Here is a 25167-nt window from a genome sequence, read left to right on the forward strand (position 1 = left end):
GTGGGCCTCCACCTGGCCATTCACCCCGACGACCCGCCGTATGCCATCCTGGGCCTGCCCCGGGTGGTGAGCACCGCCGCCGACGTGGCGGCCCTGGCCGCGGCCGTGCCCTCGCGCCACAACGGCCTGTGCTTTTGCACTGGCTCGTTCGGCGTGCGCCCCGACAACGACCTGCCCGCCATGGTGCGCCAGTTTGCCGACCGCATCCATTTCCTGCACCTGCGCAGCACCCAGCGCGACGCCGACGGCAACTTCTACGAGGCCAACCACCTGGAAGGCGACGTGGACATGTACGCCGTCATGCGCGAGCTGGTGCAGGTGATGCGCCAGCGCCAGGTGAGCCTGCCCATGCGCCCCGACCACGGCCACCAGATGCTCGACGACCTGCACAAGCGCACCAACCCGGGCTACTCCGCCATCGGCCGCCTGCGCGGGCTGGCCGAACTGCGTGGGCTGGAGCTGGGCATTACGCGCAGCCTTCCTGCCGCCTAAACCCCAGGCCATTCTTGAGCTGATTTTAAAACAAAAAAGCCCCTGCCAATCGGCAGGGGCTTTTTTGTTGCAGCGATGTGGAAATTACATGCTGGCTTTCTTAGCGGCTTTGGCCGCTTTCTTGTCGGCTTTGCTGGCCTTGATTTTTACTTTGTCGGCTTTCATCTTCACTTTGCCAGCCTCGGTGCCATCGGCTTGGCCGTAGCCACGTCCGCCTCCGCCACCGCGGTTCATGCGGTCGCCTTGCATGGTGGTGTACTTGGTGTACTGCTCGGGGGTCAGCACGGCTTTAAACTGCTCCTCGTATTTGGTGCGGCTGGCTTCCATCTGCGTGCGCATCTGCTCGCGGTTGCTCTCGTCGCGGGCTTGGCCGCGCATGGCCTGCATTTCCTGGCCCCGCGCCAGCAGTATTTGCTGCACTTTGGCGGTTTGGTCGGCGCTCAGGCCCAGTTCCTGGGTCATGCGCTGGCTCTGGCGGGTGGCCATTTCTTCAGGGGTGCCCTGCATGCGGCCGTAGCCACGGCCTTCCATCTGGCCCGGAGCCGGAGGAGTGGTGGGGGTGGTTTGGGCAGCAGCCGTGCCAATGGTGAGAGCAAAAGCGGCCAGCAGGGGCAAGAAGGAGGTTTTCATTGATTGGGTTGGGGTTGGTTGGGTAAAGAAATTAAAGCCTGATTCCGGCGCCCAGGCGGGCGCCGGAATGGATAGGCGAGCTTAGTACGGATTAGCGGCGGTTGCGGTGGGCCGCTTCCCACTGAGCGCGCTGCAGGGCCTCGCGCTGCTGGGCTTCCCGCAGCTTGGCTTCGCGGAGCTGCACCTGGCGCAGTTTAGCTTCGCGTAGTTGGGCTTCGCGCTGTTGGGCTTCCCAGCGGGCTCTTTCCTGGCCTGTTACGCGGTGGTTGCGGTCGTAGCCGTAGTTCTGGTTGCGGTCGAAGTGGTCGTCGCGGCCGTCGTTGCGGTGGTCGGCTTCCCAGCGGGCCCGCTCGTAGTCGGTTACGCGGTGGTTGCGGTCGTAGCCGTAGTTGAAGTCTTTGCTTTTGCGGTCGTTGTACCGGTCATTGTAGCCGTGGTCGTTGCGGTGGTCATCGTAAGATGCGGTGGCCGGAGCAGCAGCGAAAGAAGCCGAAGTAGTGAAGAGAGCAGCGGCAGCGAGGATGGAAAACAAGGAAGCTTTCATGGTTTTTGAATGAAGAAGGTGAAGGTGGGGTTGGAAGATTTTTGGGCTCGGATGCTGCAGGCAGCGGGCTCCTGAAAGAGGGAATCGACTCGTTCTGCTGGGGTATTTGCAAACCATCGGCCGAAAGCAGACCAAAAACCGGAAGCTGGACGGGCAGGGCAGAAGTACCGACCAACCGGCACTATCCCCAGACGGGGCCCGCCTATGGGGTTTTAGCCCAACCAGCCCAGCGGGTAAGCTCCCCTTATTATGTGCTCAGAAGTACGGTTTCAGGCCCTCTATTTTGCCTATCTTGGGCATTCAAACCCCAAGCAAACCGCTTTTATATGAACAAACTAGTTCTCCTTACGCTGGCCGGTGGGCTGGCCTGCAGTGCGCCCGCCGCCGCCCAAGCCACCGAGAAAATAGACGGCGCGGCCCTGGCCAAAATCCGTGACGAGGGCATGAACCGCTCCAAGGTGATGGAAACGGCCTTTTACCTAACCGACGTGAGCGGCCCGCGCCTGGCCAATTCCGACGGCCTGAAGCGTGCCAACGAGTGGACCAAAAGCCAGCTCACCAAGTACGGCCTCGCCAATGCCAACATCGAAGCCTGGGGCGACTTCGGCCGCGGCTGGGACATTGAGAAGTCGTACGTGGCTATGACGGCGCCTTACTACCACGCCCTCATCGGCATACCCAAAGCCTGGACGCCCAGCACCGCCGGCAATCTGCGCAAGCAAGTGGCCTACGTGGACGTGAAAACCGAAGCCGACATGTCCAAGTACCAGGGCAAGCTGCGCGATAAAATTGTGCTGCTGCCCGTGGCTGCTCCGCTCCAGCCCAACTTCGAGGCCGATGCCAAGCGCCTCACTGCCGAAGACTTGCAGAAAATGGCCGACGCGCCCGCCGGTGGCGCTCCCACCGCCGCCAACCGCCCCGCCGAGGCCAACCCCGAAGCCCGCCGCGCCGCCATGATGGCCGCCCGCGAGCTGCGCCAGAAAATGACCGCCATGCTGATGACCGAGGGCGCTGCCGCCGTGCTCAGCCCCGGCCGCGGCACCGACGGCACGGTGTTTACCACCAACGGCGCGCCCTACGCCGCCGATGCCAAGCCGGTGCTGCCCGAGCTGGAAATGTCGAGCGAAGACCAGCTGCGCCTCATTCGCCTGGTCGAAGCCGGCATTCCGGTAGAAATTGAGATGGAAACCAAGACCCGTTTCCAAACCCAGGACCTCAAAGGCTACAACGTGGTGGCCGAAATCCCCGGCACCGACAAGAAGCTGAAAAGCGAAGTGGTGATGCTCGGCGGCCACCTCGATTCGTGGCACGGCGCCACCGGGGCCACCGACAATGCCGCCGGCTGCGCCGTGATGATGGAAGCCGTGCGCATCCTCAAGGCCACGGGCCTGAAGCCGCGCCGCACCATCCGCATTGCGCTGTGGGGCGAAGAGGAGCAAGGCCTGCACGGCTCGCGCAACTACGTGAAAAACCACTTCGCCGACCCCGCCACCATGCAGCTCAAGCCCGAGCACGAGAAGCTGGCGGCTTATTTCAACCTCGACAATGGCGCCGGCAAAATTCGCGGCATCTACGCCCAGGGCAACGAGGCCGTGAAGCCGATTTTCACCGCCTGGCTCCAGCCTTTTGCCGATATGGGCGCCAGCACCGTGACCCTGCGCAACACCGGCAGCACCGACCACGTGGCGTTCGACGCCGTAGGCCTGCCGGGCTTCCAGTTCATTCAGGATGGGTTGGACTACTTCTCCCGCACCCACCACTCCAACCAAGACACCTACGACCGCCTCGTGGCCGACGACCTCAAGCAGGCCTCGGTAGTAGTGGCCTCGTTTGTGTACAACGCCGCCATGCGCGACCAGAAGCTGCCCCGCAAGCCCCTGCCGGCTCCCGCCAAAGCCCAGTAGTATTGCGAACTAATCAGCTCAATAAAAAAGCCCGGCCGGACAGATGTTCGGCCGGGCTTTTTTATTGAGCTGACCGCAGTAGGCTACTCTGTTTCTGAGCTGTTGGAGTAGCTATTCGACTAGGCCCAGCGTACGGGTGATTTTATTCTTCGGAATGCTGATGGTAAGGCTTTGGTCGCCTTTTTCTGAGCGGGCGCGGCGCCGGTCTATCAGCGCCTGCACTTTGTCGCTGCCCGGCTCGCGGGAGAGTACCACCTTCGCCACGTCCGTAATCAGCGAAATGGCCCGGGGCACCGGTACACTCACCTCCTCGTAGTCGGGCGCGGGTGCGGGCGCCGCAGCAGGCGCCGCCTGCGCCAGGCTACTGGAGACTTTAAGCAACAAGGCAACAAGTAAAGCGGGCAGTTTCTTACTCGACATGAAAACCGGGACGAGCCGCAAAGATGCGTCCGGCCGCCGGTTTAGCCCAATTTTTCCTTGAAAAGTCGTAAAGTGCGTTCCCAAGCCAGTTTAGCGGCTTCGGCGTTGTAGCGGGCCGGGGAGGTGTCGTTGTTGAAGGCATGGTTCACGCCTTCGTACACGTACAGCTCATACTTGGTGCCGGCCGCTTTCAGGGCCGCTTCGTAGGCCGGAATGCCGGCGTTGATGCGTTGGTCGAGGCCGCCGTAGTGCAGCATCATGGCCGCTTTTATTTGGGGCACGTCTTCGGCTTTGGGCTGCTGCCCATAGTAGGCCACGCCGGCGTCGAGCTTGGGGTCGTGCACGGCCAGCTGGTTTACCAGGCCGCCGCCCCAGCAGAAGCCCACGGCGCCGGTGCGGCCGTTGCAGTCGGGCCGGGCCCGCAGGTACTCGAGGGCCTTCAGGTAGTTGTTGAGGTTTTTGGTGGGGTCGAGCTGGCCAATGAGCTCACGGCCCTTGTCCTCATCGGCGGGCGTGCCGCCCAGGGGCGAAAGCGCATCCACGCCCAGCGCCAGGTACCCAGCCTGGGCCACGCGCCGGGTTACGTCTTTGATGTGCGGCGTGAGGCCCCGGTTTTCGTGAATCACCACTACCGCACCCCGCTTCTTGCGGCCTTTGGGGTGCACCAGGTAGCCGCGCACCGGCGACCCATCGCCAATCCAGCTCACTTCTTCGGCCACCAGGTTATCGGCTTCGGGCGTAATGGTCGCGGCCTGGGCGTAGCCCGGCTCCAGTGCTGAGAGGGCCGCCAGCGCCAGTGCCGTGCCCCCGGCCAGCTTGCCCAGCCGGTCCAGAAATTCCTTGCGGGTGAGAGGGGCATGGGTGTATTCGTCGAAGAGGTTGATGATGCGCTGGTCCATGGGCTAAATGTACTGGTTGAGTGCAAATTGTGAGCGGGAATCCTGGCGTTATCGGTCGGCCACCTTTTTGGAAGGGCTGCCACCGGCCTCGCCCGAGAAGGCCTGCAGCGCCGCCAATGCTCGCTGCGCATCGGCTTGGGCCACAAACAGGTGGTCGTGGAAATAAGCTGCCACCACATTGCAGCTGATGTTTTCCCGGGCCAAGGCTGCGGCTACGGCCGCCGTCAGCCCCACGGCGGCCAGCGATGAATGCACGTTCAGGGTCAGCCAGGCCGATACATAGTCGTAGCTCAACCCATGGGCATCGGCCGTTTCCCGGGCCACAATCAGGGTGAGGCCTTCGGTTTCACGGAACGAGCCTAGCACCAATTCTGCCGGCACAGTGGTAACCGCGTGAGTCGTGCAAAACACGTATTGGCCAGCGTTCAGTACCGGCTGCATGCTGGCCAGCAGGCGCTGCAGGTTGGTTTCGCCTGCCATGGCTGCTATTCTTCCTCCCGATTCACGGTGTCGGGGCTGAACGCCGGCACGCACACCGACCAGTACTCGCACTCTTCCTCAAACGGGTTGGAGTAGCGCACCCGTGCGCCGCCTTTAATCAGCAGGGCCTGCCCGGCCTGCAGCTCCACCACGTCGCCATCTATTTCAAACCGCTTCCGGCCGCGCACCACAATGGTGATTTCGTCGAAGCTCGGCGTCTGGTACGGCTCGCTCCAGTGCGGGGGCGCCACCATGTGCGCCAGGCTGTAGGCAGCGGTGCCGGTGCTGGCCCCGCCCACGTGCTCTTCAATGAGCTTGCCATCGGTGGTGGGCACTACAAAAGGGGCGGGGTTGAGGACGTAGCGTTTTTCAGACATTATTAGGAGATGAAGGAGGAGGTGTTAGTATGTTGAGGTGAGAAGCAGAACAAAAAACTCCCCTCCTTACCAAGGAGGGGACGTTGCAGCGCCAGCGGCAACTGGGGTGGTTGAGCCGTTGAACGATGGGCGAACGACTGATGCCAGAATCGTTCGGGTGTCGTTCAACGATTCAACCACCCCCGTCCGAGCCGTTGGCTCGAACATCCCCTCCTTGAAAAGGAGGGGAGTTGTCGTTCGGGTTTAGCGCTTCAGCTTTTCCAGTAACTCAAAAGCGCGCGAATTGTATTTCCATACAAAGAAATATGGCGTTTGCACGGCCCCAAATTGCACCCGGATGCGCTCCACGGCCGGCAGCATGCTGCCTTCAAAGTCAAAACACGCCAGCCCGAGCACCTCGCTGGCGTAGCGTATGGCTTCCCAGATGAGCAGGATGCCCGCGCCGCTCTCGCGCAGGGCCGGGTCATCGCCGGAGAGGTGATAATATGCGGCTTGGTTATCCCAGATTAAATAGGCCGCCGAATGAATGCGCTCCTGGGCATCCACGGCGAAGAACATCTGGCGCGCACTGTTGGCGGCCAGTGCGGCATCGTGCCGCTCAAACTGGGCCCACGAATACGGCATGGCCAGGCCCTGCCGGTCGAAGCTCATTTTATTGAGCTGATAAAATTGCTCGGCTGATAAATTATGCACCACCCGGACCTGCTGCTGCGCCTTCTGAATGTTGCGCCGGATGTTGCGGTTCAGCCCATTCTCAATCAGCGGGAGCTGGTGCAGGCCGTTGAGGCGGTAGGTGTAATAAGTGGTCTGGCGGTAGTTGAGCCAATAAAACGGCAGCCAATTGGTGGCAGTCGGGTAGAAGTTCTGCTTGAAGGCAGCGAACCGGGGCAGCTGCTTGATTAAGTCCTCCAGCAACAGGTGCTCCTTTTTCAGCACCCCGCGAAATTCCGGCAGCAGGTACGGTCCCAGCATCTTCACAAAGGGCGGCATGGTAACGTACCGAAACGGCCCTTTCTGCTTGTAGAAATACGGCAGCGCGGCGGCTACGCGGCCGTTGTCCTCGGCCAGCACCACGTCCCACTCGCCGCCGGTGGCGCAGGCATCCAGGTACCACGCTTGAGCAAACACGGGCACATCGGGCGCAGTGCGGCAGAAGTCGCGGTAGCGGGATTTGGCGGGCATTCAGGCAGGTAAGATTACTTGGGAGTGGTGGGGCAGGGCCCATCGGTGTAGGTGCGCACACCGGCATTGCCGGCCACGCAGGCATTGGAGTAGGTTTTGCCGTCGCAACCGCACACGGGCTTGTAGTCCATGGTGCAAATGCCATCCGGCTTGATTTTGCTGGGGTCGATGCAGGCCGTGGCGTCCGTGGCGGGGCTTTGGCCCGCGGCGGTGGGGGGGGCTTGGCGCTGGCACGCGGCGGCCAGCAGCAAGGTGGCGAAGAGAAGGCGGGGCGTTTTCATACTATAAATAGGATAGGAATGGAAGGAATAGAAGCGAATCTACGCCGAGGTGCCCAAACGGACTGTAGCGGCAAAATCCTGCCAACGATGCGACCCCACAGCAGAAAGGAAATTTTGTTCTTCAGCTCAACCCCGTTCGACGCCGTGCGTATAGTCTGCCAGACCAAACGCAGACGCAAAACCAAATATCTAGTTTTGAATTTGCCTCCGCGCTTCCTCTAGAACATCTTTCACCCCCATTCACCCTTCATTACCCATTACCATGTCGTACCAAGAACAAGACAACAACGCCGGCAAAATTCTCTTAGCTGCACTCGCTGGTGCCGGCGCTGGCATCATTGCCGGTATGCTATTGGCTCCCGATAAAGGCACTGCCACCCGCGAAAACTGGAAAGGCGTTGCCTCCAAGTACAGCGGCCAGCTCGGCGAGCAAGCCACGAAAATCGGTTCCGACCTCGAAGCTAAATTCAAAGAATACGCTGGCAAACTCGAAGACCTCGGCGTGACCCTGCCCGGCAGCAGCCTCAAGCTGAAAGGCGAATGGAACGACATCAAAGGCAAGCTGAAGCAGCAATACGCTCAGCTCACCGATGAGGACCTGACCTACACCGAAGGCCAAGGCGACGAGCTGGTGGGCCGCTTGCAGAGCAAGCTCGGCAAAGGCAAAGCCGAAATCACCAAGATGCTGAACGATATGTAAGCTGGCTTCTGCCACTTACCAAAAGCCCCGCGCCACAAGGTGCGGGGCTTTTTTTTGAACACGCGAAAAACGGTTGAATTGAGGCCCGGCAGCAGCTTTTTTGAGCTGACTCTAACAACTGGGCACGTTTTCCGTTAGGTAATTGATTGCGACTAACCCATTTTCCTATATGTCATGAAAGACGACAAAGGCAAAGTCATTCTCTCGCTGCTGGCAGGTGCCACGGCCGGCATTGTGGCCGGCTTGCTACTAGCCCCCGAAACCGGCGACGACGCCCGTTCCAACCTGCGCCGCTCGGCTAGCAAATGGGGCGGCGACCTCGGCAAACTGGTGAAAGACACCCTAGCCAAAGTGCAGGGCGCCCAGCCCGGCCACACCAACCCTGACGCGGCCGTGAGCGAAGACAAAGAAGCCGCCGACCGCCTCCTGGAGGGCCTGGGCGGCAGCAACATCTCCTCCGCCCACACCTTCGATGCCGACCCGGACTACGACGGCTTTGGCGACGATGCCCGGCACCAGGGGCCCAAATAGGTGTTGTTGAGCTAAAAAATATTTTTTCTTTTGGTGTAACCCACTCTGGCGCTTGCACGTAAAATCGTACATAATCGCCTTGAAAGAAGGCCGTAAATTTTATCAGTAAAATTGCCGACCGTAGGACCTTCTATTGAGATTGGTTAAACAACTCAATAGTAAAATCAGACGTGTTCATCGCAAGCTTCTGTTAAGAGTAGCGGTTTGAAGGGTAAGACGATTATAAAAGAAAAGCCCCGCACGACATTTCGTGTGGGGCTTTTCGATTTTTAAGCTATTCCAAATCAACCGTCTGTCCTGCTCATTCAATCGTTTGTCATGCAGAGCGCAGCGAAGCATCTTATTACAGTGGAACGAATTGAGCTAACCTGATAAGATGCTTCGCTGCGCTCTGCATGACAGGTAAGGATGATAGAGGGCGAGAGGAGCTTATTCCTTCTCCTGCTTCTCTTTCTGTACGTTCTCCGGCTTCATCTGCGGGAAGAACAGCACGTCCTGAATAGAGTGGGAGTTGGTCATAATCATGCTCAGGCGGTCGATGCCGATGCCCAGGCCGGCCGTGGGCGGCATGCCGTACTCCAGGGCTCGCAGGAAGTCCTCGTCGAGCACCATGGCTTCGGTGTCTCCGCGTTTGCCCAGCTCCAGCTGGTCTTCGAAGCGCTTGCGCTGGTCGATGGGGTCGTTGAGCTCCGAGAAAGCGTTGCAGATTTCCTTACCGTTGCAAATGGCCTCGAACCGCTCCACCATGCCGGGGCGGTCGCGGTGCTTCTTAGCCAGCGGCGACATCTCCACCGGGTAGTCGGTGATAAACGTGGGCTGAATGAGCTTGGGCTCCACGTGCTCGCCGAATATTTCGTCGATGATTTTGGCCTTGCCCATGCTGGGGTCCAGGTGCACGTGCAGCTCCTGGGCCGTTTCGCGCAGCTGGGCTTCGTCCATCTCGCCGATGGCCTTGCCGGTATACTTCTCAATGGCCTCAAACATGGTGTAGCGCTGCCAGGGCCGCTGGAAGTTGATGACGTTGTTGCCCACCTGCACTTCGGTCTGGCCGTGCAGGGCCATGGCCACGCGCTCTACCATTTCCTCTACCAGGTCCATCATCCAGGCGTAGTCCTTGTAAGCCACGTAGAGCTCCATCTGGGTGAACTCTGGGTTGTGGAACCGGCTCATGCCCTCGTTGCGGAAGTCTTTGCTGAACTCGTACACGCCGTCGAAGCCGCCCACGATGAGGCGCTTGAGGTACAGCTCGTTGGCAATGCGCAAGTACAGCGTCATGTCCAGCGTGTTGTGGTGCGTGGTGAAGGGGCGGGCCGCCGCGCCGCCGTACAGCGGCTGCAGAATCGGCGTTTCCACTTCCAGGTAGCCTTTTTCGTTGAGGAAATTCCGCATCGACTGCACCAACTGCGTGCGCTTGATGAAGGTGTCGCGCACCTGCGGGTTCACCGCCAAGTCTACGTAGCGTTGGCGGTAGCGCTGCTCGGGGTCGGTGAAGGCGTCGTAGGTCACGACTTCGCCGGTAGCTTCATCCTTTTGGGTTTTCACCACCGGCAGCGGGCGCAAGGCCTTAGCCAGCAGTTTCAGCTCCGTCACGTGGATGGACGTTTCGCCCACCTGCGTCTTAAACACGCGGCCTTTCACGCTGATGAAGTCGCCCAAATCAAGCAGCTTCTTAAACACCGTATTGTATAGCTCCTTGTCCTCGCCAGGGCAGATTTCATCCCTGTTCACATACAGCTGAATGCGGCCCGAAGTATCCATCAGCTCCGCAAACGACGCCTTACCCATTACGCGCTGCGACATCAGTCGGCCCGCCAGGCACACGTCCTGAAAGTTGTTGAGCTCGGGGTGGTAGTTGTCGTGAATTTCCTTGGCGTAAAACGTCACGTCGACCAATTCTGACGGATACGCTTCGATGCCCAGCTTTTCCAATTCTTCGAGTTTGTGGCGGCGCTGTAGTTCCTGTTCGCTGAGGTGCTGCATGATAATCTGAACCACGGATTCGCGCGGATTTTCCGGATTCCACGGATTTCGTGGACGATTCTGCCGGAAAAATCAGGCTGCTGGCCGAGGCGAGCAGGGGCGTGGTCAATAAAAGTGAACCACAAAAGTACGGTACGAAAAAAGCCGCTCCGAACCGGAGCGGCTTTACGTTCACAAAATCCACCGAAACCGGCCTTAAGCAGCAATGCGGTACTGCGGAGCCTCGGTGGCAATGGCCGGTGCCGTGGGCGGCGTGGGGGCCAGCACCGGCTCGACGCGGGTGTGCAACCGGTCTTCCACAAAGCCTGCCTGCAAATGCTCGGGCAGCTCGGCCACCAGCTGGCGGTAGCGTTCCAGGCCCAGGGCCTTGGCCACGTACGTTTCGTGGATGCCGTTGAGGTAGCTCACGATGTTCAGCAGCGAGGCGTGGAACAAGCGGAAGTCGATGTCGGCCTCCACGTAGCGCTCTATCTCGCGGCTGGTCTGCGAAATGCGCAGGCGGCCCAGTAGGTCGAAGATGGTGGTGTAGCCCAGGCGCCACGTAATCTGCTGCCAGTGCGCCGCCGTCCACTTATCCAGCGGGCGGCCCGTCTTCTGGCTGCGGATGGCCGTGTTGGGGTTGGCCTGCACCTGCGCGCGGGTCCACTGGGCCTTCATTTTGCGCGTGGTGCGCAAGAACTGCCCAATCTGGGCCTGGGCGTCAATCTCCTTGCTGGCAATGTGCAGCCCGGCCTTGTAGCCGGCCAGCGGCAAGCGGTGAATGCTGAAGTCGCCGTAAGCGCCGGCCGCGTAAAACGACACCGGCCGCGGGTAGGCATTCTTCACCACCAGTCGGCCCACCTCACGGCGGATAAGCTGGCCGTTGTTCGAGCGCACCCCGGTGGTGTACAGGAATGCCTGCAAGCCCGACAGGATGGCGTGGTACGCCTGCGGGAACGTCCAGTGCAGGGCGTTGCGCAGGAAGTTGTCGTCGCCCAGTTCGGCCGTGGCACGCAGCGCGTACTCCGTGCTCCAGCTGGTGTGCAGCAGCTTGGTGAGCGTGGCCACGTCGGCGTCGTTCAGCTCAGCCGTATGGCTGCGGAAAAACGGCAGGTTCTGCAGGCCGCCGAGCAGGTCGTCGTTCTCTTGAATGTGATAGTTAATGGCAAAGAAGTAGTTGAGGAAAACCTGCGCTGGGATTGATTTGCGCCAGGTTTCATCAGCTAGCTTCTGCTGTTGCTCATCACCGGCAGCTTCTACCTGCGGGTTGAGCGGGATGATGCGGGTTTCCTCTGTAGTCTTCATGCTTAGTAAACAGCAATCGGCAGCTTTTTAGTTGCCTGATTGCTAATTTTTTTGTCAAATTAATTGTATGATTAGTAAATTGATTTACAGGTATTTGCATTAGATATTGTAAAAATTGAGCTAATGCTTTGGTGCTGTCCGTTTACTAATATAGTTGTCATGCCAAAAAGGTGCCAAAAAAAGCCCCCGCACCATAGTGCACGGGGGCTTTTTGCTAACGTTGGCGCTCAGACCATATTGGCCTAAAATTGAGCCAATTAAAATTGGCCGGACGTTTACTTCAACTCGTCCTGAATCACCGCAACGGCTTCGCCAATGGTGATGTCCTTCTTGAGCGTCTTGGTGATGCGCGAGGCGCGGTTAATCTTCACCGTGTCGCCGCCCGCGGCCCGTACATCGGCTGTGAGCGGGGAGAAGGCTAGCGCGGTGGTGCTTTTCTGGGCGGCTTCGTAGCGGTCCGATATGGCTTGGGCCTGCTGCTGCTCGGTCCGGTAGGCGCTCAGCTTGAGCGAAACCGTGGTTTCGTCTTTGCGCTTGCGCATGCTTTTTACCATCTCGTCCATCACCTTAAAGCTGGGGTTAGCGGCTACGCGGGCTTTGCTGTTGGCGCGTAGCTTGTCGATGGCGGGAGCACCATTCCAGGGGCGGTAGCGGGCGGGCTGAATCTCATCCCACTTCAGCGGATAGTCCGATTCCTTTTCGCCCTGGTCGAGGTACGAATACAGGTCCGGCACCACAATGTCCGAAACCACCCCCTTAAACTGGGTTGAGCCACCGTTCACGCGGTAGAACTTCTGGGTGGTGAGCTTGAGCGAGCCAATGGGCTTCACGTTGTTCAGCTCTGTGGGCAGAGCCTCGTCGAGGTCGAAAATGCGCTGCACAGTGCCTTTGCCGTACGTGCTGGTCGAGCCCATGATGATGCCGCGGTGGTAGTCCTGCACGGCAGCCGCCAGAATCTCCGAAGCCGAGGCGCTGTACTTGTTCACCAGCACCACCAGCGGGCCGCTGTATTGCACGCGGGGGTCGTTGTCGGTCAGTACCTGCGTGCGGCCCTGGCCGTCGCGTACCTGCACCATGGGGCCGCTTTCCATAAACAGGCCGGCCATAGATACCGCATCGGTGAGCGAGCCTCCGCCGTTGAAGCGCAGGTCCAGAATCACACCCTTCACGCCCTCGGCGTTGAGCTTGGCCAGTTCCTTCTTCACGTCATCCGACGAGCTACGGCCGCCGTTGTCGTTGAAGTCGGCGTAGAAGCCCGGCAGACGCAGGTAGCCAATTTTCTGGCCCTTGTCCGTAATAACTGAGGACTGCGCATACTTCTCATCAACCACCACCACGTCGCGGACGATGGGAATAACCTTGGTGCTGCCGTCGGGCTTTTTCACCGTCAGCCGCACTTCCGAGCCTTTCTTGCCCCGAATCAGTGTCACGGCTTTGGTGGTGTGCCAGCCTTCGATGCTCACCGGCTCAGCCTGAGCCTGGGCTACGCGAATAATAGCATCACCCTTTTTCAAGTCGCCCTGGCGGGCCGAAGCCGAGCCGGGGATAATTTCATCCACGTAAATCAGGCCTTCTTTCTCCCGCAGCGTAGCCCCAATGCCTTCAAAACGGCCGGTCATTTCGTAATCGAAATCCTCCTTGGCTTTGGGCGCGAAGTACTCGGTGTGCGGGTCGTAGGTGTTGGCAATGGTGTTGGCATAGGTTGCCAGGCGGTCGTTGGCGTCAATCTCATTGATTTCCGCAAACTGCTCGTCGTAGTACTTCAGCACACGCTTGCGGGCCTCGGCTTCCATTTCGGCAGGCGTGCGGGTGGGCTCAGCAGCGGTTGGGGCGTCCGCGTCGGCGGCACTCGGGGCAGCTGTGGCGCCGCTGGGCTTGGCCTGCTTGGCTTTTTCCTGCGCCTCCATCATTTCCGACATCCGGCTTAGTGTTTCGAACTTCAGCAGCTTGCGCCACATCTCGCGCTGGGCCGCTTTATCGGCCGGGAAGGCGGCTTTCTCAAAATCAGATTGGAAGCTTTCATCCACCGTAAAATCGAAGGGCTTGGCCAATATCTCGCGGTACAAGCCCTGCATTTCCTTGGTGCGGTCAGCCATCAGCTTGGTGCTGAGGTCGAGGAATTCGTGGGAACCGCGCTTTACCTCGTCATCGATTTGGGTCTGGTACCGGCGCAGCTGCTCCACATCGGTGGCCAGCAAGAACTGCTTGCGGTAGTCGAGGTGCTTCAGGTACAGGTCGAACACGCGCTTGGAAAACGCATCATCCACCTTTTCGGGCTGGTAGTGGGCCTCCGTGAGGCCCCGTAGCATAATGCCAATCAGCACCTGGTCTTTACTCGGGGCCACCGAGTCGGACCGGCGCAGCAAGCGGTACGATGCCAGAACAAACACGGCTGCTACCAAAAAGGCATACAGCCCGACTTTCAAGCGGGGAGAAGAAGACATTTGCAGGAAAATAAAACGGGGATGAGAATCAAATGTAAGGAGAGTAGGAGGCAACTCCGGGGCCCCTTACTTACGATGAAAACGCCCTAACGGGTGAAATAAGTGCCCGAATTGCTAAACCCTTACGGCCCACCTGCTACAGACCAGCCACAACGCGAAAGGGTTGCAATAAAAAAGCCTTTCCCGAGCGGGAAAGGCTTTTTTTGGTATTCACAGGCCGAAGCCCGGGACAAGATTAATACTTGTAAACCTTGTCGGCGCTGTGGCGACGGAACTCGTCTTCGAAGTACTTGGCATCCTCGGCATTACGGGGCTTCACACCCATCACAATATTGCCGCTCTTGATGCCGCGCTCGTATTCAGCAGCGTGCTCCTCGGGAATGCCCGAGCCCACCAGGGCGCCTACCAGGCCACCCGTGAGGCCACCGGCACCGGCGCCTGCCAGAGCAGCAGCCAGCGGGCCAGCGATAATCAGGCCCAGGCCGGGCAGCGCTACCGACGTGCCAATGGCCGCGATAGCGCCAATGATAGCACCAGCAGTACCACCGATGGCCGAACCTACGCCAGCACCTTCCATGGCCTTATCGCCCAGGTCGGTATGCGCGGTGTCTTCGCCAAAGTGCGTCTTGCGGGTTTCGTCCGACATCAACACGTTGACGTCTTCTTTGCCGTAGCCACGCGACGAGAGCGACTGGTAAGCCTTCTCAGCGCTGGTGCGGTCGCGGAACATGCCGCTGACGTTGCCACCATCGCGGTAGGGTTCGCCGGTTACGGCGTGAGCGGCGCTGTCGGCCGTATTCTGAATGCCATCAACGGCGCGGCCTACCACGGCACCGGGGGTGCCAGCCATAGCAGCTCCTTTAGCAGTTGCGCTGAAGTCGTCGCCGTCGGTTGAATTAGTTGGGTTACCCAAAGAAGCACCGGAGGTGCTGTTTACACCCGTGCCGCTGCCGGAGCCAGTACCAGCATTGTAGCTGGTGCCTTCGTTGCTCAGGCCGGTGCTGTTGCCCATGCCGGTACCAGTGTTGCTGGTGCCATAGTTAGAGCCTGCGCCGGTACCGGTGTTCTGCGGGTTGTTAGGATCGTTGGTATTCATGGTGAAAGATGTGGAAATGTGGAAATGTAAACCAACCTACCGGCTGGTTGATGTCCTTAACGGGACCACCGCAGTAGAGGTTACATCCCGCTTATTTTCCATTCTTTCCTACCTCTGCACTAACTCCGCTCACATGGTTGGGCTAGGCAACTGGCATTGAGGCGCTTCCTAGGCGTATTTCTGAAAGTTGGCTTCGTCGCGCCAAAAATCCCGGCATTCCTGCACTAAGTCTTTCAAAAAGTCTTCGTTCTGCTTGAGGCTCCGCCACTCGCCCATGCCCATCTTTTCGCACAGTTTATAGAAATTATCTCCCTGGCCCTTCGAGCCTTGCACCTTCACGAGGCAGCTCAGGGGCGGGCGGCCGTCTTCGTGCTCGGCCACGGAGATTTCGGCGAGCATTTCATTCAGGCGGGATTTTTCGTGCGAAATCTCCAGATTTAATCCTAGCTCAGCTTCCTGCACCAGGGTGAGGTAGCTGACGGTACCGGTTTGTTGACGGGAATAACGAATTAAGTACGTGCGGATACGACCAATCATGGCGGGGCATCAAGTAAGCGGAAACCGTTTTAGGGGCTGAAAATTAACGAAATTAAACGGGAAGGCGCTGCGGTGGAGCACCACAGTATGCAGTAACGCATGCCCCTATTGCTTTTGCCCTACTAAAATCGTTCCTGAATTCACTCTAGAGCTTGCTCACAGCCAAAACGAGGGCTCTGGCCAATAGCTGGCTAGCGCCCCTGGCGGCGGCGCAGTTCTTTTTGAATGAGCAGAAACTCGCGGCTGCTTTGCCCGGAGATGGCCGTATTCTCGTCGGCCCGGCGTAGCAGGTACGGCATCACGGCGGCTACCGGGCCATAGGGGAGGTACTTGGCGGTATTGTAGCCGGCGTGGGCCAGGTTGTAGGTGAGGTTGTCGCTCATGCCGTAGAGCTGGGCAAACCACACGCGAGTGTCGCTGGGCGCGAGGCCGGCCTGCTGCATGAGCTGGGTGAGCAGCAGGGAGCTAGCTTCATTGTGGGTGCCGGCGCAAATGCTGATGCGGTCAATATGCTCCACGCAAAAGCGCAGCGCCGCGTCGTAGAGCTCGTCGGTGGCCTGCTTGGTGGGGTTAATGGGGTTGGGATAGCCGCGCTGCTTGGCTACACGGGCTTCCTTTTCCATGTAAGCCCCGCGCACCAGCTTGGCGCCCATGTAGTACCCGGCTTCCACCGCGGCCGCGTGCGCGGCCTTCAAGGCGTCGAGCCGGTCGTGCAGGTAAAGCTGGTAGGTATTCCAGACGATGGCCGTTTCGCGGTTGTACTTGGCCATCATGTCGTAGGCCAGTTGGTCGATGGTGTGCTGAAACCAGCTTTCCTCGGCATCGATAAACAGGCGCACGCCGTGCTGGTGGGCGCGGGCGCACAGGGCCTCCACCCGGGCCACGGCGCGGGAGTGCGCGGTTTCTTCGTCGGCGGTAAGCAGCTGGCCCGCCTGAATTTTCTCGAGAATGGCCACGTTGGCCACGCCCGTTACTTTAAACACCGAAAACGGGATGTGCGTGGAGCGGTGGGCCTCGTCGATGGTGGCCAGGATTTCGTCGCGGGTGTGGTCGTAGCTGCGGTCGCTGCCTTCGCCTTCCACCGAATAGTCGAGGATGGTGCCGATGTTGTACTTGCCCAATTCTTCGGTCACGGGGCGGCACTCGGCAATGGTTTCGCCGCCGCAGAACTGCTCGAAGATGGAATGCTTGATGAGGAACTTGGTGCCGGGTAGGCCCCACTTCAGGGCGGTTTTCATCAGCCCACTGCCCGTTTTCACCAGGGTGCCGTTGTTCATGGCCGCGAACAGCGCATAAACTTTCCGCAGCTGCCCGTCGGACTTGGAAGCGAAGGCCACGCGGGTATCATCGAAGGAAATGGGCGGGGCCTGGGTAGGGGAAACGGGGGACATACGGAGCAGCTTGGGGGTGGGAATTGAGGCGATAAGCAGAAGGCGGGCGAAGGTAACCGGTAAACAACGTTTCGTGGAAACGAGTTACGTTTGCCCAGCTTTTCGGCACCGGCCCGAAACGCGACTTCACCTGCCCAATACTGAAATGCCTTCTGTTGCTGAAACGTTCTTTACCAAGATGCTGGCCCAAAAAGGCCAGCCCATCCTCATTGCCGGCCCGTGCTCGGCCGAAACCGAGGAACAGGTGATGGCCACGGCCCGCGGCCTGCAGGCATTGGGCAACATTGACCTGTTTCGGGCGGGCATCTGGAAGCCCCGCACCCGCCCGGGCTCGTTTGAGGGCATGGGCGTGGTGGCGCTGCCCTGGCTGCAGCGCGTGAAGGCCGAAACCGGCATTCCGACGGCGATAGAGGTGGCCACGCCGCGCCACGTAGAAGAGGCCCTGCGCCACGGCATCGACGTGCTCTGGATTGGGGCCCGCACCACCGTAAACCCCTTTGCGGTGCAGGAACTGGCCGATGCGCTGGCCGGCACCGGCGTGCCCGTGATGGTGAAAAACCCGGTGAACCCCGACGTGGCCCTCTGGGCCGGCGCCCTCGAGCGCCTGGAGCGGGCCGGCATCACCGATTTGGCGGCCATTCACCGCGGCTTCAGCACGTTTGCGCCCAGCCGTTACCGTAACGCGCCTACCTGGATTTTGCCGATTGAGCTGAAAACGCGCTTCCCGCACATTCCGCTCATCTGCGACCCCAGCCACATCGGCGGGCGCCGCGACTTGCTGCTGCCCATCGCGCAGAAGGCCCTCGACCTGGACTACGACGGCCTCATTATCGAAACCCACCCCGACCCCGACCACGCCCTGAGCGACGCCGAGCAGCAGGTGACGCCCGCGCGCCTGGGCGAAATCCTTAGCGAGCTGCAGTACCGCTACCGTTCTTCCAACAACGCCGACTACCTCAACAAGGCCGAGGAGCTGCGCCAGAAAATGGACGTGGCCGACCGCGAGATTGTAGAAGCCCTGGCCCGCCGCATGGCCCTGGTAGAAGAGCTGGCCGAATACAAAAAGGAAAACAACGTCAAAATCCTGCAATTCGACCGCTGGCAGGAAATCTTCAACACCCGCACCGAGTGGGCCAGCAAGCTAAATGTGAACGATAAATTTGTGGCCGAGCTCTACAAGCTGATTCACATCGAAAGCATCCGCAAGCAAACCGAGGTGCTCAATGGGAGGCCGCAAGTAGACGGCATCAGTCATTTGGGGCCGGGGCTATAGCACCTGGCTACCGCAGCCGCTCGTAGGTATCGACGGGCGCGTCCAGGCAGCCGCCGTAGTCCAGCACCAGCTTATCGCCGCTGAGGGTGAAGACGATGTCCCGCGGGCCGGCGTTGGCATTCGCATAGGCAAAACGCGCCATGGGCACCGTGGTTGAGCTGCCGCACGCCTGGCCGGTGGTGTAGGAATAGCTGCCATAAGTGGTGGGCTGACCATCCTTGTAAAAGGAAAAGCCGCTGTCTGTGAACTTCACCAGCTCGTTGGCCAGCGGCGCCTGCGGGCAGTAGCATTGATGGGCCGTGAGCTGCCAGGTACCGGCCAAGCTGGGGAAGGTAGCCGCATCTTTTTTGCAGCCCGCCAACAGGCCGGCCGCTGCGAACAGTACACCAAAGGAAGCCAGGCGAGTCTGCAAAAACATATGGAGAAGGGGTGGGTGAAAGCGCTGCTGCTACTCGCCTGACCCGTGCCGGTTCGCATAGGTTGCACGGCAGTGTAGCAAACCTGCCATTTTTATCCTGACTTTTGCCCCATGGATAGTTCCGTTATTATTGGGCCCGAAGCCCTGCCCGCGCTGGCCGAATTTCTGTACCGGCCGGCCGTGAGCCGGGTGTTTGTGCTGGTCGACAGCAATACGTCGCGCTTGTGCCTGCCACTGCTGGAAAAGCACTTGCCGACCAATTACCACCTCATCGAAATCCCGGCGGGGGAGGAGTACAAGACCCTGGCCACCTGCGATACCGTGTGGTGCCAGCTCACCGAGCAGCGCGCCGACCGGCACGCCGTGCTCGTGAACCTGGGCGGCGGCGTGGTCACGGACTTGGGCGGCTTTGCGGCGGCGCTCTACAAGCGCGGCATCCGGTTTGTGCAAGTGCCCACCACGCTCCTCGCGCAGGTAGACGCCAGCGTGGGCGGCAAAACCGGCATCGACTTCCAGGGCTATAAAAACCAGCTGGGCGTGTTTCAGGCCCCGGCCGCCGTATTCATTGAGCCAGGATTTTTGCAAACCCTGGACCCACGCCAGCTCAAGTCGGGCTACGCCGAGGTGCTCAAGCACTGGCTCATTGCCGATGCGGCCGCCTTCAACGTGCACCGCCGCCTGGGCTGGCTCACCGACGACTGGACGCCGATTATCCGCGAGTCGGTGGCGCTCAAGCAGCGCATCGTGGCGCAAGACCCACTGGAGAGCGGCCCGCGCAAGCTGCTCAACTTCGGCCATACCGTGGGCCACGCCCTCGAAAGCTACCTGCTCACCCAGCCCGGCCGCGAGATTCTGCACGGCGAGGCCGTGGCCGCGGGCCTGGTGTGCGAAAGCTGGCTGTCGGTGCAGCGCGGCCTGCTGAGCGCCGAGGAAATGGACAAAATCGAAACCTTCGTGTTTTCGGTCTTCGATAAGGTGGCGTTCGTGGGGCTGGAAACCGATGCCATTGCCGACCTGGCGCTGCAGGACAAGAAGAATGCGGGCGCCATTATCAACTGCACCTTGCTCAACGGCATCGGCAACGGCGTGTTTGACCAGCCCGTGACGGTGGCCGAAATCGCCGAATCGTTGCGCTATTACCACCGGCTGCAAGCGTAGCCGGTTGTCCGTTGTTAGTTATCTGTGGTTAGATGCGCTGGCTCGCATCTGCTTTCCAATCGACCAACTGACTAACAACGGACAACTAACAACTGACAACCAAACATGCACCTTTCCTGGCCCGGCGGCCCGCTGCGCGGTACTGCCCAACTTCCGGCTTCCAAGAGCGAAGCCAACCGCGCCCTCATCCTGCAGGCCTTAGCCGGCGGCGGCACCCTCGATAACCTGTCGGACGCGCACGACACCCAGCTGATGCGGCGCTTGCTAGCCGCTGCGCCCAGCACCAACCTGCTCGATGCCGAGGATGCCGGCACCGTCATGCGTTTTCTCACCGCCTACCTGTCCGTCACGAACTGGCAGGGCCGCCTCACGGGCACCGCCCGCATGCAGGAGCGGCCCATCGGCGTGCTCGTGGATGCGCTTCGGCAAGCCGGTGCCCGTATCAACTACCTCAACAACGAAGGCTTTCCGCCACTTGAGCTGCAAGGGTTTGCGCCCGCGGCTCACAGTCCAGCTCAACCCACCGAATTGGCCGTGCGCGGCGACATCAGCAGCCAGTACATTTCGGCCTTGCTGATGGTGGGCCCGCGGCTGCCCGGTGGCCTGCGCCTGCGCCTCACCGGCCACGTGGGTTCCCGCCCCTACATCAACATGACGGTGGCGTTGATGCAATTATTCGGCGCTCACTACACCGCCGACGGCGACACGCTGCTGGTAAGCCCCGGCGAGTACCAGCCCACCAACTACACCGTGGAGTCGGACTGGTCGGCGGCCAGCTACTGGTACTCGCTAGTAGCGTTGGCCCCGGCCGGCTCAGAAATCACGCTGCCCGGCCTGCGCCAGCAGTCGCTGCAGGGCGACCAGGCCATTGTGGGCATGATGAAGCCTTTTGGCATCGACACCACATTTCTGCCCGATGGCATTCACCTCAAGCAACTGCCCGTACCGGCGAGCTCCGAGGTGCTGGCGTTCGACTTCACGGACTGCCCGGACCTGGCCCAAACCGTGGCGGTGGTAGCCGCGGCGCGCGGCATCCCGGTTGATATGACGGGACTGGAAAGCCTGCGCATCAAGGAAACTGACCGGATTGCGGCCCTGCAAATGGAGCTGGCCAAGTTCGGCGGGAGCCTGCGCGAAGTGGCGGACGGCCGCTTCCGGGCCGAATCCAGTGGCTTTGCCGTCAATAATCAGTCGGTGGCCACCTACCACGACCACCGCATGGCCATGGCGTTTGCGCCCCTCGCCATGCTGGGCCAGCTCAATATTGAAGCCCCAACGGTGGTGAAGAAATCTTACCCCCAATTCTGGAAAGAGCTGGCCAAAAGCGGCTTCGTTATCGAAGAAGCTGGCTGAAATACGCCGCCGACTTGCGCAGCCGGCTGCCGTACCAGCTAAACAGCTCTCCGTCGACAATCTCAATCCTGGCCGCCGGGCATATTTCCTGGAATTCGGCAATGTGCTTTCCGCCGAAAGGGTAGGGCTCGGAGGATAGCAGAATGCGCTGGGGAGCGGCAGCGGCCAGCTGCTCGGCGGTAATCTCCGGGTAGCGGCCCAAGTCGGCGAAGACGTTGGCAAAGCCGGCCCGGCGCAGCAGGTCGTCGATAAACGTGCCCGCGGCGGCCACCATATACGGCTTCTTCCAAATGAAGTACGCGGCCGGTACAGCCGGGCCACCGGTGGGCAGCGCGGCAAACGAAGCTTCGATTTCGGCTGCCAGCGTCTGGGCACGCTCTTTGGCCCCCGCGATAAAGCCCACGCGCCGAATCATGTCCAACGCTTCCGGCAAGGTGCTGATGTCGCTCAGCCATACCGGGTACTTGGCGGCAAGTAGCTCAATTCCGGTCTGGTAGTTTTCCTCCTTATTGCCAATTATCAAGTCGGGCTTTAGGGCGGCTATTTTGTCGAAATCAAAGTTCTTGGTGCCCCCAATGAGCGCGGCTTTGGTGCGGGCTTCCGTGGGGTGAATGCAGAATTTGGTTACGCCTACCACCTTGTCGCCCAGTCCCAGGTCAAACAGCAATTCCGTTTGCGACGGCACCAGCGAGACTATGCGCTGCGGCGGAAACGGCACCGCCACCCGCCGGCCCATTTGGTCGGTTACGGTGAGGGGTGGGAAAGGAAAGTCGGGTAGTTCCATAGAAAAAAGTCATCCTGAGCCGAGCGAAGTACCTTATTACCATTGAACCAACAGTTCTGGCGAAATAAGGTCCTTTGCTCAGCTCAGGATGACAGACGTTTAACTCAATTAAAGACTTAGCTGAAGTAGCGGAAGTCGTGCCCGTCTTCGATGCGCAGGAGCGTTTCGTAAATCAGGCGGGTTACGCTGTCCACGTCGTCTTTGTGCACGGTTTCGACGGTGGTGTGCATGTACTTCAGCGGCAGCGAAATCAGGGCGGCGGCCACGCCGGACCCGGAATAAGCAAAGGCGTCGGTATCGGTGCCGGTGGCGCGGGTGGCGGCGGCCCGCTGGAACGGAATGTCGGTTAGCTTGGCCGTGTCGATGATGAGGTCGCGCAGGTGATTTTGCACGGCCGGGCCGTAGGTAATCACCGGGCCTTTGCCGCAGGAAATGTCGCCGGAGGTCTTCTTTTCGTACATCGGCGACTGGCTGTCGTGGGTCACGTCGGTGATGATGGCCACGTCGGGGTTGATGCGGTGGGCCACCATTTCGGCGCCGCGCAGCCCAATTTCCTCCTGCACCGCATTCACGATGTAGAGGCCGAAGGGCAGTTTTTTCTTGTTCTCCTTCAGCATGCGCGCCACCTCGGCTATCATGAAGCCGCCCACGCGGTTATCGAGCGCGCGGCCCACGTAGTACTTGTCGTTGAGTACCGTAAACTCGTCCTCAAACGTGACCACGGAGCCCACGTGCACGCCCATTTCCTCTACTTCTTCCTTGGAGGAAGCACCGCAGTCCAGAAACACGGTTTCGATGGTGGGCGCCTTGTCCTGCTCCACCTTGCGCACATGGATGGCGGGCCAGCCAAACACGGCTTTCACAATACCTTTCTCACCGAAGATGTTCACCCGCTTGCTGGGGGCCACCAGCGGGTCGGAGCCGCCGTTGCGGCGCAGGTACAAATAGCCTTCCTTGGTGATGTAATTCACGAAGTAGGAAATTTCATCGGCGTGCGCTTCGATGACCACCTTGTACTTCGCCTCGGGGTTGATGACGCCGACCACCGTGCCGTAAGTATCCACAAAGTACTCGTCGATATACGGCTTGATGTAGTCCAGCCACAGCTTTTGGCCTTCTTTTTCGAAGCCGGTCGGGGAGGGGTTGTTGAGGTAGGTTTGGAGGAACTCGAAGGATTCGGGACGCATGGTAGGTAATTGTCATTCAGAGCGCAGCGCAGAATCTTATCACGTCAGCGCCGCTAGGTAGAAGAGAGAACAAAGGCAGCCGTGATAAGATGCTTCCTTCGTCAGCATGACAAATGGGGTTACAGCGGAATGTTGCCGTGTTTTTTGCGTGGCAATACATCCACTTTGTTCTCCAGCATTTTGAAAGCGCGTATCAATTTCTGACGCGTTTGTGAAGGCAGGATGACTTCATCTACGAAACCGCGGTGGGCGGCGCGGTAGGGCGTGGCAAATTTCTCCTGGTACTCGTCTACCTTCTCCTGCAGCTTGGCGGCGGGGTCGTCGGCCGTGGCAATTTCGCGCTTGAAGATGATTTCAGCCGCACCCTTGGCGCCCATCACGGCGATTTCGGCGGTGGGCCAGGCGTAGTTCATGTCGGCGCCGATGTGCTTGGAGTTCATCACATCATATGCCCCGCCGTAGGCCTTGCGGGTGATGACGGTGATGCGCGGCACGGTGGCTTCGCAGAACGCGTAAAGCAGCTTGGCGCCGTTGGTGATGATGCCGCGCCACTCCTGGTCGGTGCCGGGCAGGAAGCCGGGCACGTCTTCCAGCACCAGCAGCGGAATGTTGAACGAGTCGCAGAAGCGCACAAAGCGCGCAGCCTTGGTGCTGGCGTTGATGTCGAGCACGCCAGCCAGCACAGCCGGCTGGTTGCCCACGATGCCGATGCTACGGCCCGCGAGGCGCGCAAAGCCCACCACGATGTTCTCCGCGAAATTCTGGTGGACTTCCAGGAAGGAATCGGCGTCGATGATGCCTTCAATCACCTCCCGCATGTCGTAGGGCTGGTTGGCGTTGTCGGGTATCAGCTTGTCGAGCACTGGGCGGCTTTCGTCGCCGCTGGCGTCGTAGGGCTGGTTGGGAGCCGTTTCCTCGCAGTTCTGCGGCATGTAGCTCAGCAGCTGCTTGAGGTGCGTGATGCAGGCCACCTCGTTGGCGCAGCTGAAGTGCGTGACGCCGCTTTTGGCCGAGTGGGTGCTGGCGCCGCCCAGCTCTTCGCTGGTCACTTCTTCGTGGGTCACGGTCTTCACCACGTTCGGGCCGGTCACGAACATGTAGCTCGTGTGCTCCACCATCAGAATGAAGTCGGTGATGGCCGGCGAATACACGGCACCGCCCGCGCACGGCCCCATAATGGCCGAGAGCTGCGGCACCACCCCCGAGGCCAGGGTATTCTTATAAAAGATGTCGGCGTAGCCACCCAGGCTCACCACGCCTTCCTGAATACGGGCGCCGCCGGAGTCGTTTAGCCCAATAACCGGGGCGCCGTTCTTCATGGCCAGGTCCATGATTTTGACGATTTTCTCGGCGTGGGTTTCGCTCAGCGAGCCCCCGAAAACCGTGAAATCCTGGGAGAAGACGTACACCAGGCGGCCGTTCACGGTGCCGTAGCCGGTTACCACGCCGTCGCCGAGGTAGTGTTCTTTGTCGAGGCCAAAGTCCTTGGCCCGGTGCATCACAAACTTGCCAATTTCTTCGAACGAGCCTTCGTCCATCAGCAAATCAACCCGTTCGCGGGCGGTGAGCTTGCCTTTTTTGTGTTGGGAATCGATGCGGGCCTGGCCACCGCCGAGCAGGGCTTCTTCGTTTTTACGGGCCAGCAGGTCGGTTTTGGTAAGGTGGGCGTGAGCGTGCGGGTCGGGCATGGAGAGTAGTGAGCGCAGCGCCGGAACTGGCGCGCGGGAGTGGGAACTCAAAGGTAGGTTACGGGTAGATTATGGACGTGTTTCCGTAAGGCCTTACGGGGCGCTACCAAAAAGTAGAACGTCAAGCTGAGGGC

Annotated in this window: 25 protein-coding genes; 7 read left to right on the top strand and 18 right to left on the bottom strand. The window is 60.0% G+C overall.

All coding sequences use genetic code 11. The features are described from left to right. Positions 1–492, top strand: a 492-nt coding sequence (gene uxuA, locus LJ738_RS19400) for a mannonate dehydratase (RefSeq protein WP_227788007.1), incomplete at its 5' end; no start/stop codon positions are given. An 84-nt stretch (positions 493–576) separates the two neighbouring features. On the opposite strand, the gene LJ738_RS19405 is transcribed toward uxuA, so the two are convergent. Further along, on the bottom strand, positions 577–1122 hold the full coding sequence (locus LJ738_RS19405; RefSeq protein ID WP_227788008.1) for a DUF4890 domain-containing protein: 546 nt from the start codon (positions 1120–1122) through the stop codon (positions 577–579). A 91-nt stretch (positions 1123–1213) separates the two neighbouring features. Next, positions 1214–1666, bottom strand: a complete 453-nt coding sequence (locus LJ738_RS19410; RefSeq protein ID WP_227788009.1) for a hypothetical protein — start codon at positions 1664–1666, stop codon at positions 1214–1216. A gap of 326 nt (positions 1667–1992) precedes the next feature. Here LJ738_RS19410 and LJ738_RS19415 point away from each other — a divergent pair, with 326 nt between their 5' ends. Next, the gene (locus tag LJ738_RS19415) at positions 1993–3570 is read left to right on the top strand and encodes a M28 family metallopeptidase (RefSeq protein ID WP_227788010.1); all 1578 of its coding nucleotides are present in this window, start codon (positions 1993–1995) and stop codon (positions 3568–3570) included. Between the two features lie 111 nt (positions 3571–3681). Here the strand turns inward: LJ738_RS19415 and LJ738_RS19420 are convergent, their stop codons facing one another. The 6 genes from LJ738_RS19420 to LJ738_RS19445 form a co-directional block, all read right to left on the bottom strand. After that, a complete protein-coding gene (locus tag LJ738_RS19420; protein WP_227788011.1) occupies positions 3682–3954 on the bottom strand; it encodes a hypothetical protein in 273 nt (90 codons plus the stop codon). Positions 3955–4031: 77 nt separating this feature from the next. Continuing rightward, positions 4032–4889, bottom strand: a complete 858-nt coding sequence (locus LJ738_RS19425) for a dienelactone hydrolase family protein (RefSeq protein ID WP_227788012.1) — start codon at positions 4887–4889, stop codon at positions 4032–4034. A gap of 48 nt (positions 4890–4937) precedes the next feature. Then, positions 4938–5369, bottom strand: a complete 432-nt coding sequence (locus tag LJ738_RS19430) for an ACT domain-containing protein (protein WP_227788013.1) — start codon at positions 5367–5369, stop codon at positions 4938–4940. A 5-nt stretch (positions 5370–5374) separates the two neighbouring features. Then, a complete protein-coding gene (locus LJ738_RS19435; RefSeq protein ID WP_227788014.1) occupies positions 5375–5746 on the bottom strand; it encodes a cupin domain-containing protein in 372 nt (123 codons plus the stop codon). 243 nt (positions 5747–5989) lie between these two features. Further along, positions 5990–6928, bottom strand: a complete 939-nt coding sequence (locus LJ738_RS19440) for a GNAT family N-acetyltransferase (protein ID WP_227788015.1) — start codon at positions 6926–6928, stop codon at positions 5990–5992. A 14-nt stretch (positions 6929–6942) separates the two neighbouring features. Further along, positions 6943–7209, bottom strand: coding sequence for a Kazal-type serine protease inhibitor family protein (locus tag LJ738_RS19445; RefSeq protein WP_227788016.1), 267 nt, complete (start codon positions 7207–7209; stop codon positions 6943–6945). 262 nt (positions 7210–7471) lie between these two features. Here LJ738_RS19445 and LJ738_RS21555 point away from each other — a divergent pair, with 262 nt between their 5' ends. After that, positions 7472–7909, top strand: coding sequence for a YtxH domain-containing protein (locus LJ738_RS21555; RefSeq protein WP_317206813.1), 438 nt, complete (start codon positions 7472–7474; stop codon positions 7907–7909). A gap of 174 nt (positions 7910–8083) precedes the next feature. Then, positions 8084–8440, top strand: a complete 357-nt coding sequence (locus LJ738_RS19455) for a YtxH domain-containing protein (RefSeq protein WP_227788017.1) — start codon at positions 8084–8086, stop codon at positions 8438–8440. Positions 8441–8869: 429 nt separating this feature from the next. On the opposite strand, the gene lysS is transcribed toward LJ738_RS19455, so the two are convergent. From lysS to LJ738_RS19485, 6 genes are all read right to left on the bottom strand, one after another. Next, on the bottom strand, positions 8870–10420 hold the full coding sequence (gene lysS, locus LJ738_RS19460) for a lysine--tRNA ligase (RefSeq protein WP_227788043.1): 1551 nt from the start codon (positions 10418–10420) through the stop codon (positions 8870–8872). A 195-nt stretch (positions 10421–10615) separates the two neighbouring features. Then, positions 10616–11704: a hypothetical protein gene (locus tag LJ738_RS19465; RefSeq protein ID WP_227788018.1), complete on the bottom strand. Its 1089-nt coding sequence runs from the start codon at positions 11702–11704 to the stop codon at positions 10616–10618. A 275-nt stretch (positions 11705–11979) separates the two neighbouring features. Then, a complete protein-coding gene (locus LJ738_RS19470; protein WP_227788019.1) occupies positions 11980–14148 on the bottom strand; it encodes a carboxy terminal-processing peptidase in 2169 nt (722 codons plus the stop codon). Positions 14149–14383: 235 nt separating this feature from the next. Then, the gene (locus LJ738_RS21560; protein WP_317206814.1) at positions 14384–15244 is read right to left on the bottom strand and encodes a hypothetical protein; all 861 of its coding nucleotides are present in this window, start codon (positions 15242–15244) and stop codon (positions 14384–14386) included. A gap of 168 nt (positions 15245–15412) precedes the next feature. Continuing rightward, positions 15413–15781: a hypothetical protein gene (locus LJ738_RS19480; RefSeq protein WP_227788020.1), complete on the bottom strand. Its 369-nt coding sequence runs from the start codon at positions 15779–15781 to the stop codon at positions 15413–15415. A 191-nt stretch (positions 15782–15972) separates the two neighbouring features. Further along, positions 15973–17172, bottom strand: a complete 1200-nt coding sequence (locus LJ738_RS19485; RefSeq protein ID WP_227788021.1) for a proline dehydrogenase family protein — start codon at positions 17170–17172, stop codon at positions 15973–15975. 145 nt (positions 17173–17317) lie between these two features. Between LJ738_RS19485 and LJ738_RS19490 the strand changes: the two genes are divergently transcribed. Beyond that, on the top strand, positions 17318–18445 hold the full coding sequence (locus tag LJ738_RS19490) for a chorismate mutase (protein ID WP_227788022.1): 1128 nt from the start codon (positions 17318–17320) through the stop codon (positions 18443–18445). Positions 18446–18452: 7 nt separating this feature from the next. On the opposite strand, the gene LJ738_RS19495 is transcribed toward LJ738_RS19490, so the two are convergent. Continuing rightward, positions 18453–18863, bottom strand: a complete 411-nt coding sequence (locus LJ738_RS19495; protein WP_227788023.1) for a lipocalin-like domain-containing protein — start codon at positions 18861–18863, stop codon at positions 18453–18455. Positions 18864–18974: 111 nt separating this feature from the next. Here LJ738_RS19495 and aroB point away from each other — a divergent pair, with 111 nt between their 5' ends. Together aroB and LJ738_RS19505 are read left to right on the top strand one after the other, a co-directional pair. After that, complete coding sequence (gene aroB / locus LJ738_RS19500) at positions 18975–20021, top strand: 3-dehydroquinate synthase (protein ID WP_227788025.1); 1047 nt, start codon at positions 18975–18977, stop codon at positions 20019–20021. 105 nt (positions 20022–20126) lie between these two features. Then, the gene (locus tag LJ738_RS19505) at positions 20127–21374 is read left to right on the top strand and encodes a 3-phosphoshikimate 1-carboxyvinyltransferase (protein WP_227788027.1); all 1248 of its coding nucleotides are present in this window, start codon (positions 20127–20129) and stop codon (positions 21372–21374) included. On the opposite strand, the gene LJ738_RS19510 is transcribed toward LJ738_RS19505, so the two are convergent. The 3 genes from LJ738_RS19510 to LJ738_RS19520 form a co-directional block, all read right to left on the bottom strand. Continuing rightward, the gene (locus LJ738_RS19510; RefSeq protein ID WP_227788028.1) at positions 21355–22158 is read right to left on the bottom strand and encodes an ABC transporter substrate-binding protein; all 804 of its coding nucleotides are present in this window, start codon (positions 22156–22158) and stop codon (positions 21355–21357) included. The two genes, LJ738_RS19505 and LJ738_RS19510, sit on opposite strands and share 20 nt — an antisense overlap. Positions 22159–22274: 116 nt before the next feature. After that, positions 22275–23345 carry a M42 family metallopeptidase gene (locus LJ738_RS19515; RefSeq protein WP_227788029.1) on the bottom strand — a complete coding sequence of 357 codons (1071 nt, stop codon included), beginning with the start codon at positions 23343–23345 and terminating at the stop codon, positions 22275–22277. A gap of 119 nt (positions 23346–23464) precedes the next feature. Further along, the gene (locus tag LJ738_RS19520) at positions 23465–25033 is read right to left on the bottom strand and encodes an acyl-CoA carboxylase subunit beta (RefSeq protein ID WP_227788045.1); all 1569 of its coding nucleotides are present in this window, start codon (positions 25031–25033) and stop codon (positions 23465–23467) included. Positions 25034–25167: the final 134 nt, after the last annotated feature.

The organism is Hymenobacter plasmatis (assembly GCF_020711255.1).
Taxonomy (GTDB): Bacteria; Bacteroidota; Bacteroidia; order Cytophagales; family Hymenobacteraceae; genus Hymenobacter.

What these genes read in the sequence shown, in the direction of transcription:
- LJ738_RS19405 (WP_227788008.1), bottom strand. Translation starts at nt 1,122, where the DNA reads ATGAAAACCTCCTTCTTGCCCCTGCTGGCCGCTTTTGCTCTCACCATT.
- LJ738_RS19410 (WP_227788009.1), bottom strand. Translation starts at nt 1,666, where the DNA reads ATGAAAGCTTCCTTGTTTTCCATCCTCGCTGCCGCTGCTCTCTTCACT.
- LJ738_RS19415 (WP_227788010.1), top strand. Translation starts at nt 1,993, where the DNA reads ATGAACAAACTAGTTCTCCTTACGCTGGCCGGTGGGCTGGCCTGCAGT.
- LJ738_RS19425 (WP_227788012.1), bottom strand. Translation starts at nt 4,889, where the DNA reads ATGGACCAGCGCATCATCAACCTCTTCGACGAATACACCCATGCCCCT.
- LJ738_RS19430 (WP_227788013.1), bottom strand. Translation starts at nt 5,369, where the DNA reads ATGGCAGGCGAAACCAACCTGCAGCGCCTGCTGGCCAGCATGCAGCCG.
- LJ738_RS19435 (WP_227788014.1), bottom strand. Translation starts at nt 5,746, where the DNA reads ATGTCTGAAAAACGCTACGTCCTCAACCCCGCCCCTTTTGTAGTGCCC.
- LJ738_RS19440 (WP_227788015.1), bottom strand. Translation starts at nt 6,928, where the DNA reads ATGCCCGCCAAATCCCGCTACCGCGACTTCTGCCGCACTGCGCCCGAT.
- LJ738_RS19445 (WP_227788016.1), bottom strand. Translation starts at nt 7,209, where the DNA reads ATGAAAACGCCCCGCCTTCTCTTCGCCACCTTGCTGCTGGCCGCCGCG.
- LJ738_RS21555 (WP_317206813.1), top strand. Translation starts at nt 7,472, where the DNA reads ATGTCGTACCAAGAACAAGACAACAACGCCGGCAAAATTCTCTTAGCT.
- LJ738_RS19455 (WP_227788017.1), top strand. Translation starts at nt 8,084, where the DNA reads ATGAAAGACGACAAAGGCAAAGTCATTCTCTCGCTGCTGGCAGGTGCC.
- lysS (WP_227788043.1), bottom strand. Translation starts at nt 10,420, where the DNA reads ATGCAGCACCTCAGCGAACAGGAACTACAGCGCCGCCACAAACTCGAA.
- LJ738_RS19465 (WP_227788018.1), bottom strand. Translation starts at nt 11,704, where the DNA reads ATGAAGACTACAGAGGAAACCCGCATCATCCCGCTCAACCCGCAGGTA.
- LJ738_RS19470 (WP_227788019.1), bottom strand. Translation starts at nt 14,148, where the DNA reads ATGTCTTCTTCTCCCCGCTTGAAAGTCGGGCTGTATGCCTTTTTGGTA.
- LJ738_RS21560 (WP_317206814.1), bottom strand. Translation starts at nt 15,244, where the DNA reads ATGAATACCAACGATCCTAACAACCCGCAGAACACCGGTACCGGCGCA.
- LJ738_RS19480 (WP_227788020.1), bottom strand. Translation starts at nt 15,781, where the DNA reads ATGATTGGTCGTATCCGCACGTACTTAATTCGTTATTCCCGTCAACAA.
- LJ738_RS19485 (WP_227788021.1), bottom strand. Translation starts at nt 17,172, where the DNA reads ATGTCCCCCGTTTCCCCTACCCAGGCCCCGCCCATTTCCTTCGATGAT.
- LJ738_RS19490 (WP_227788022.1), top strand. Translation starts at nt 17,318, where the DNA reads ATGCCTTCTGTTGCTGAAACGTTCTTTACCAAGATGCTGGCCCAAAAA.
- LJ738_RS19495 (WP_227788023.1), bottom strand. Translation starts at nt 18,863, where the DNA reads ATGTTTTTGCAGACTCGCCTGGCTTCCTTTGGTGTACTGTTCGCAGCG.
- aroB (WP_227788025.1), top strand. Translation starts at nt 18,975, where the DNA reads ATGGATAGTTCCGTTATTATTGGGCCCGAAGCCCTGCCCGCGCTGGCC.
- LJ738_RS19505 (WP_227788027.1), top strand. Translation starts at nt 20,127, where the DNA reads ATGCACCTTTCCTGGCCCGGCGGCCCGCTGCGCGGTACTGCCCAACTT.
- LJ738_RS19510 (WP_227788028.1), bottom strand. Translation starts at nt 22,158, where the DNA reads ATGGAACTACCCGACTTTCCTTTCCCACCCCTCACCGTAACCGACCAA.
- LJ738_RS19515 (WP_227788029.1), bottom strand. Translation starts at nt 23,345, where the DNA reads ATGCGTCCCGAATCCTTCGAGTTCCTCCAAACCTACCTCAACAACCCC.
- LJ738_RS19520 (WP_227788045.1), bottom strand. Translation starts at nt 25,033, where the DNA reads ATGCCCGACCCGCACGCTCACGCCCACCTTACCAAAACCGACCTGCTG.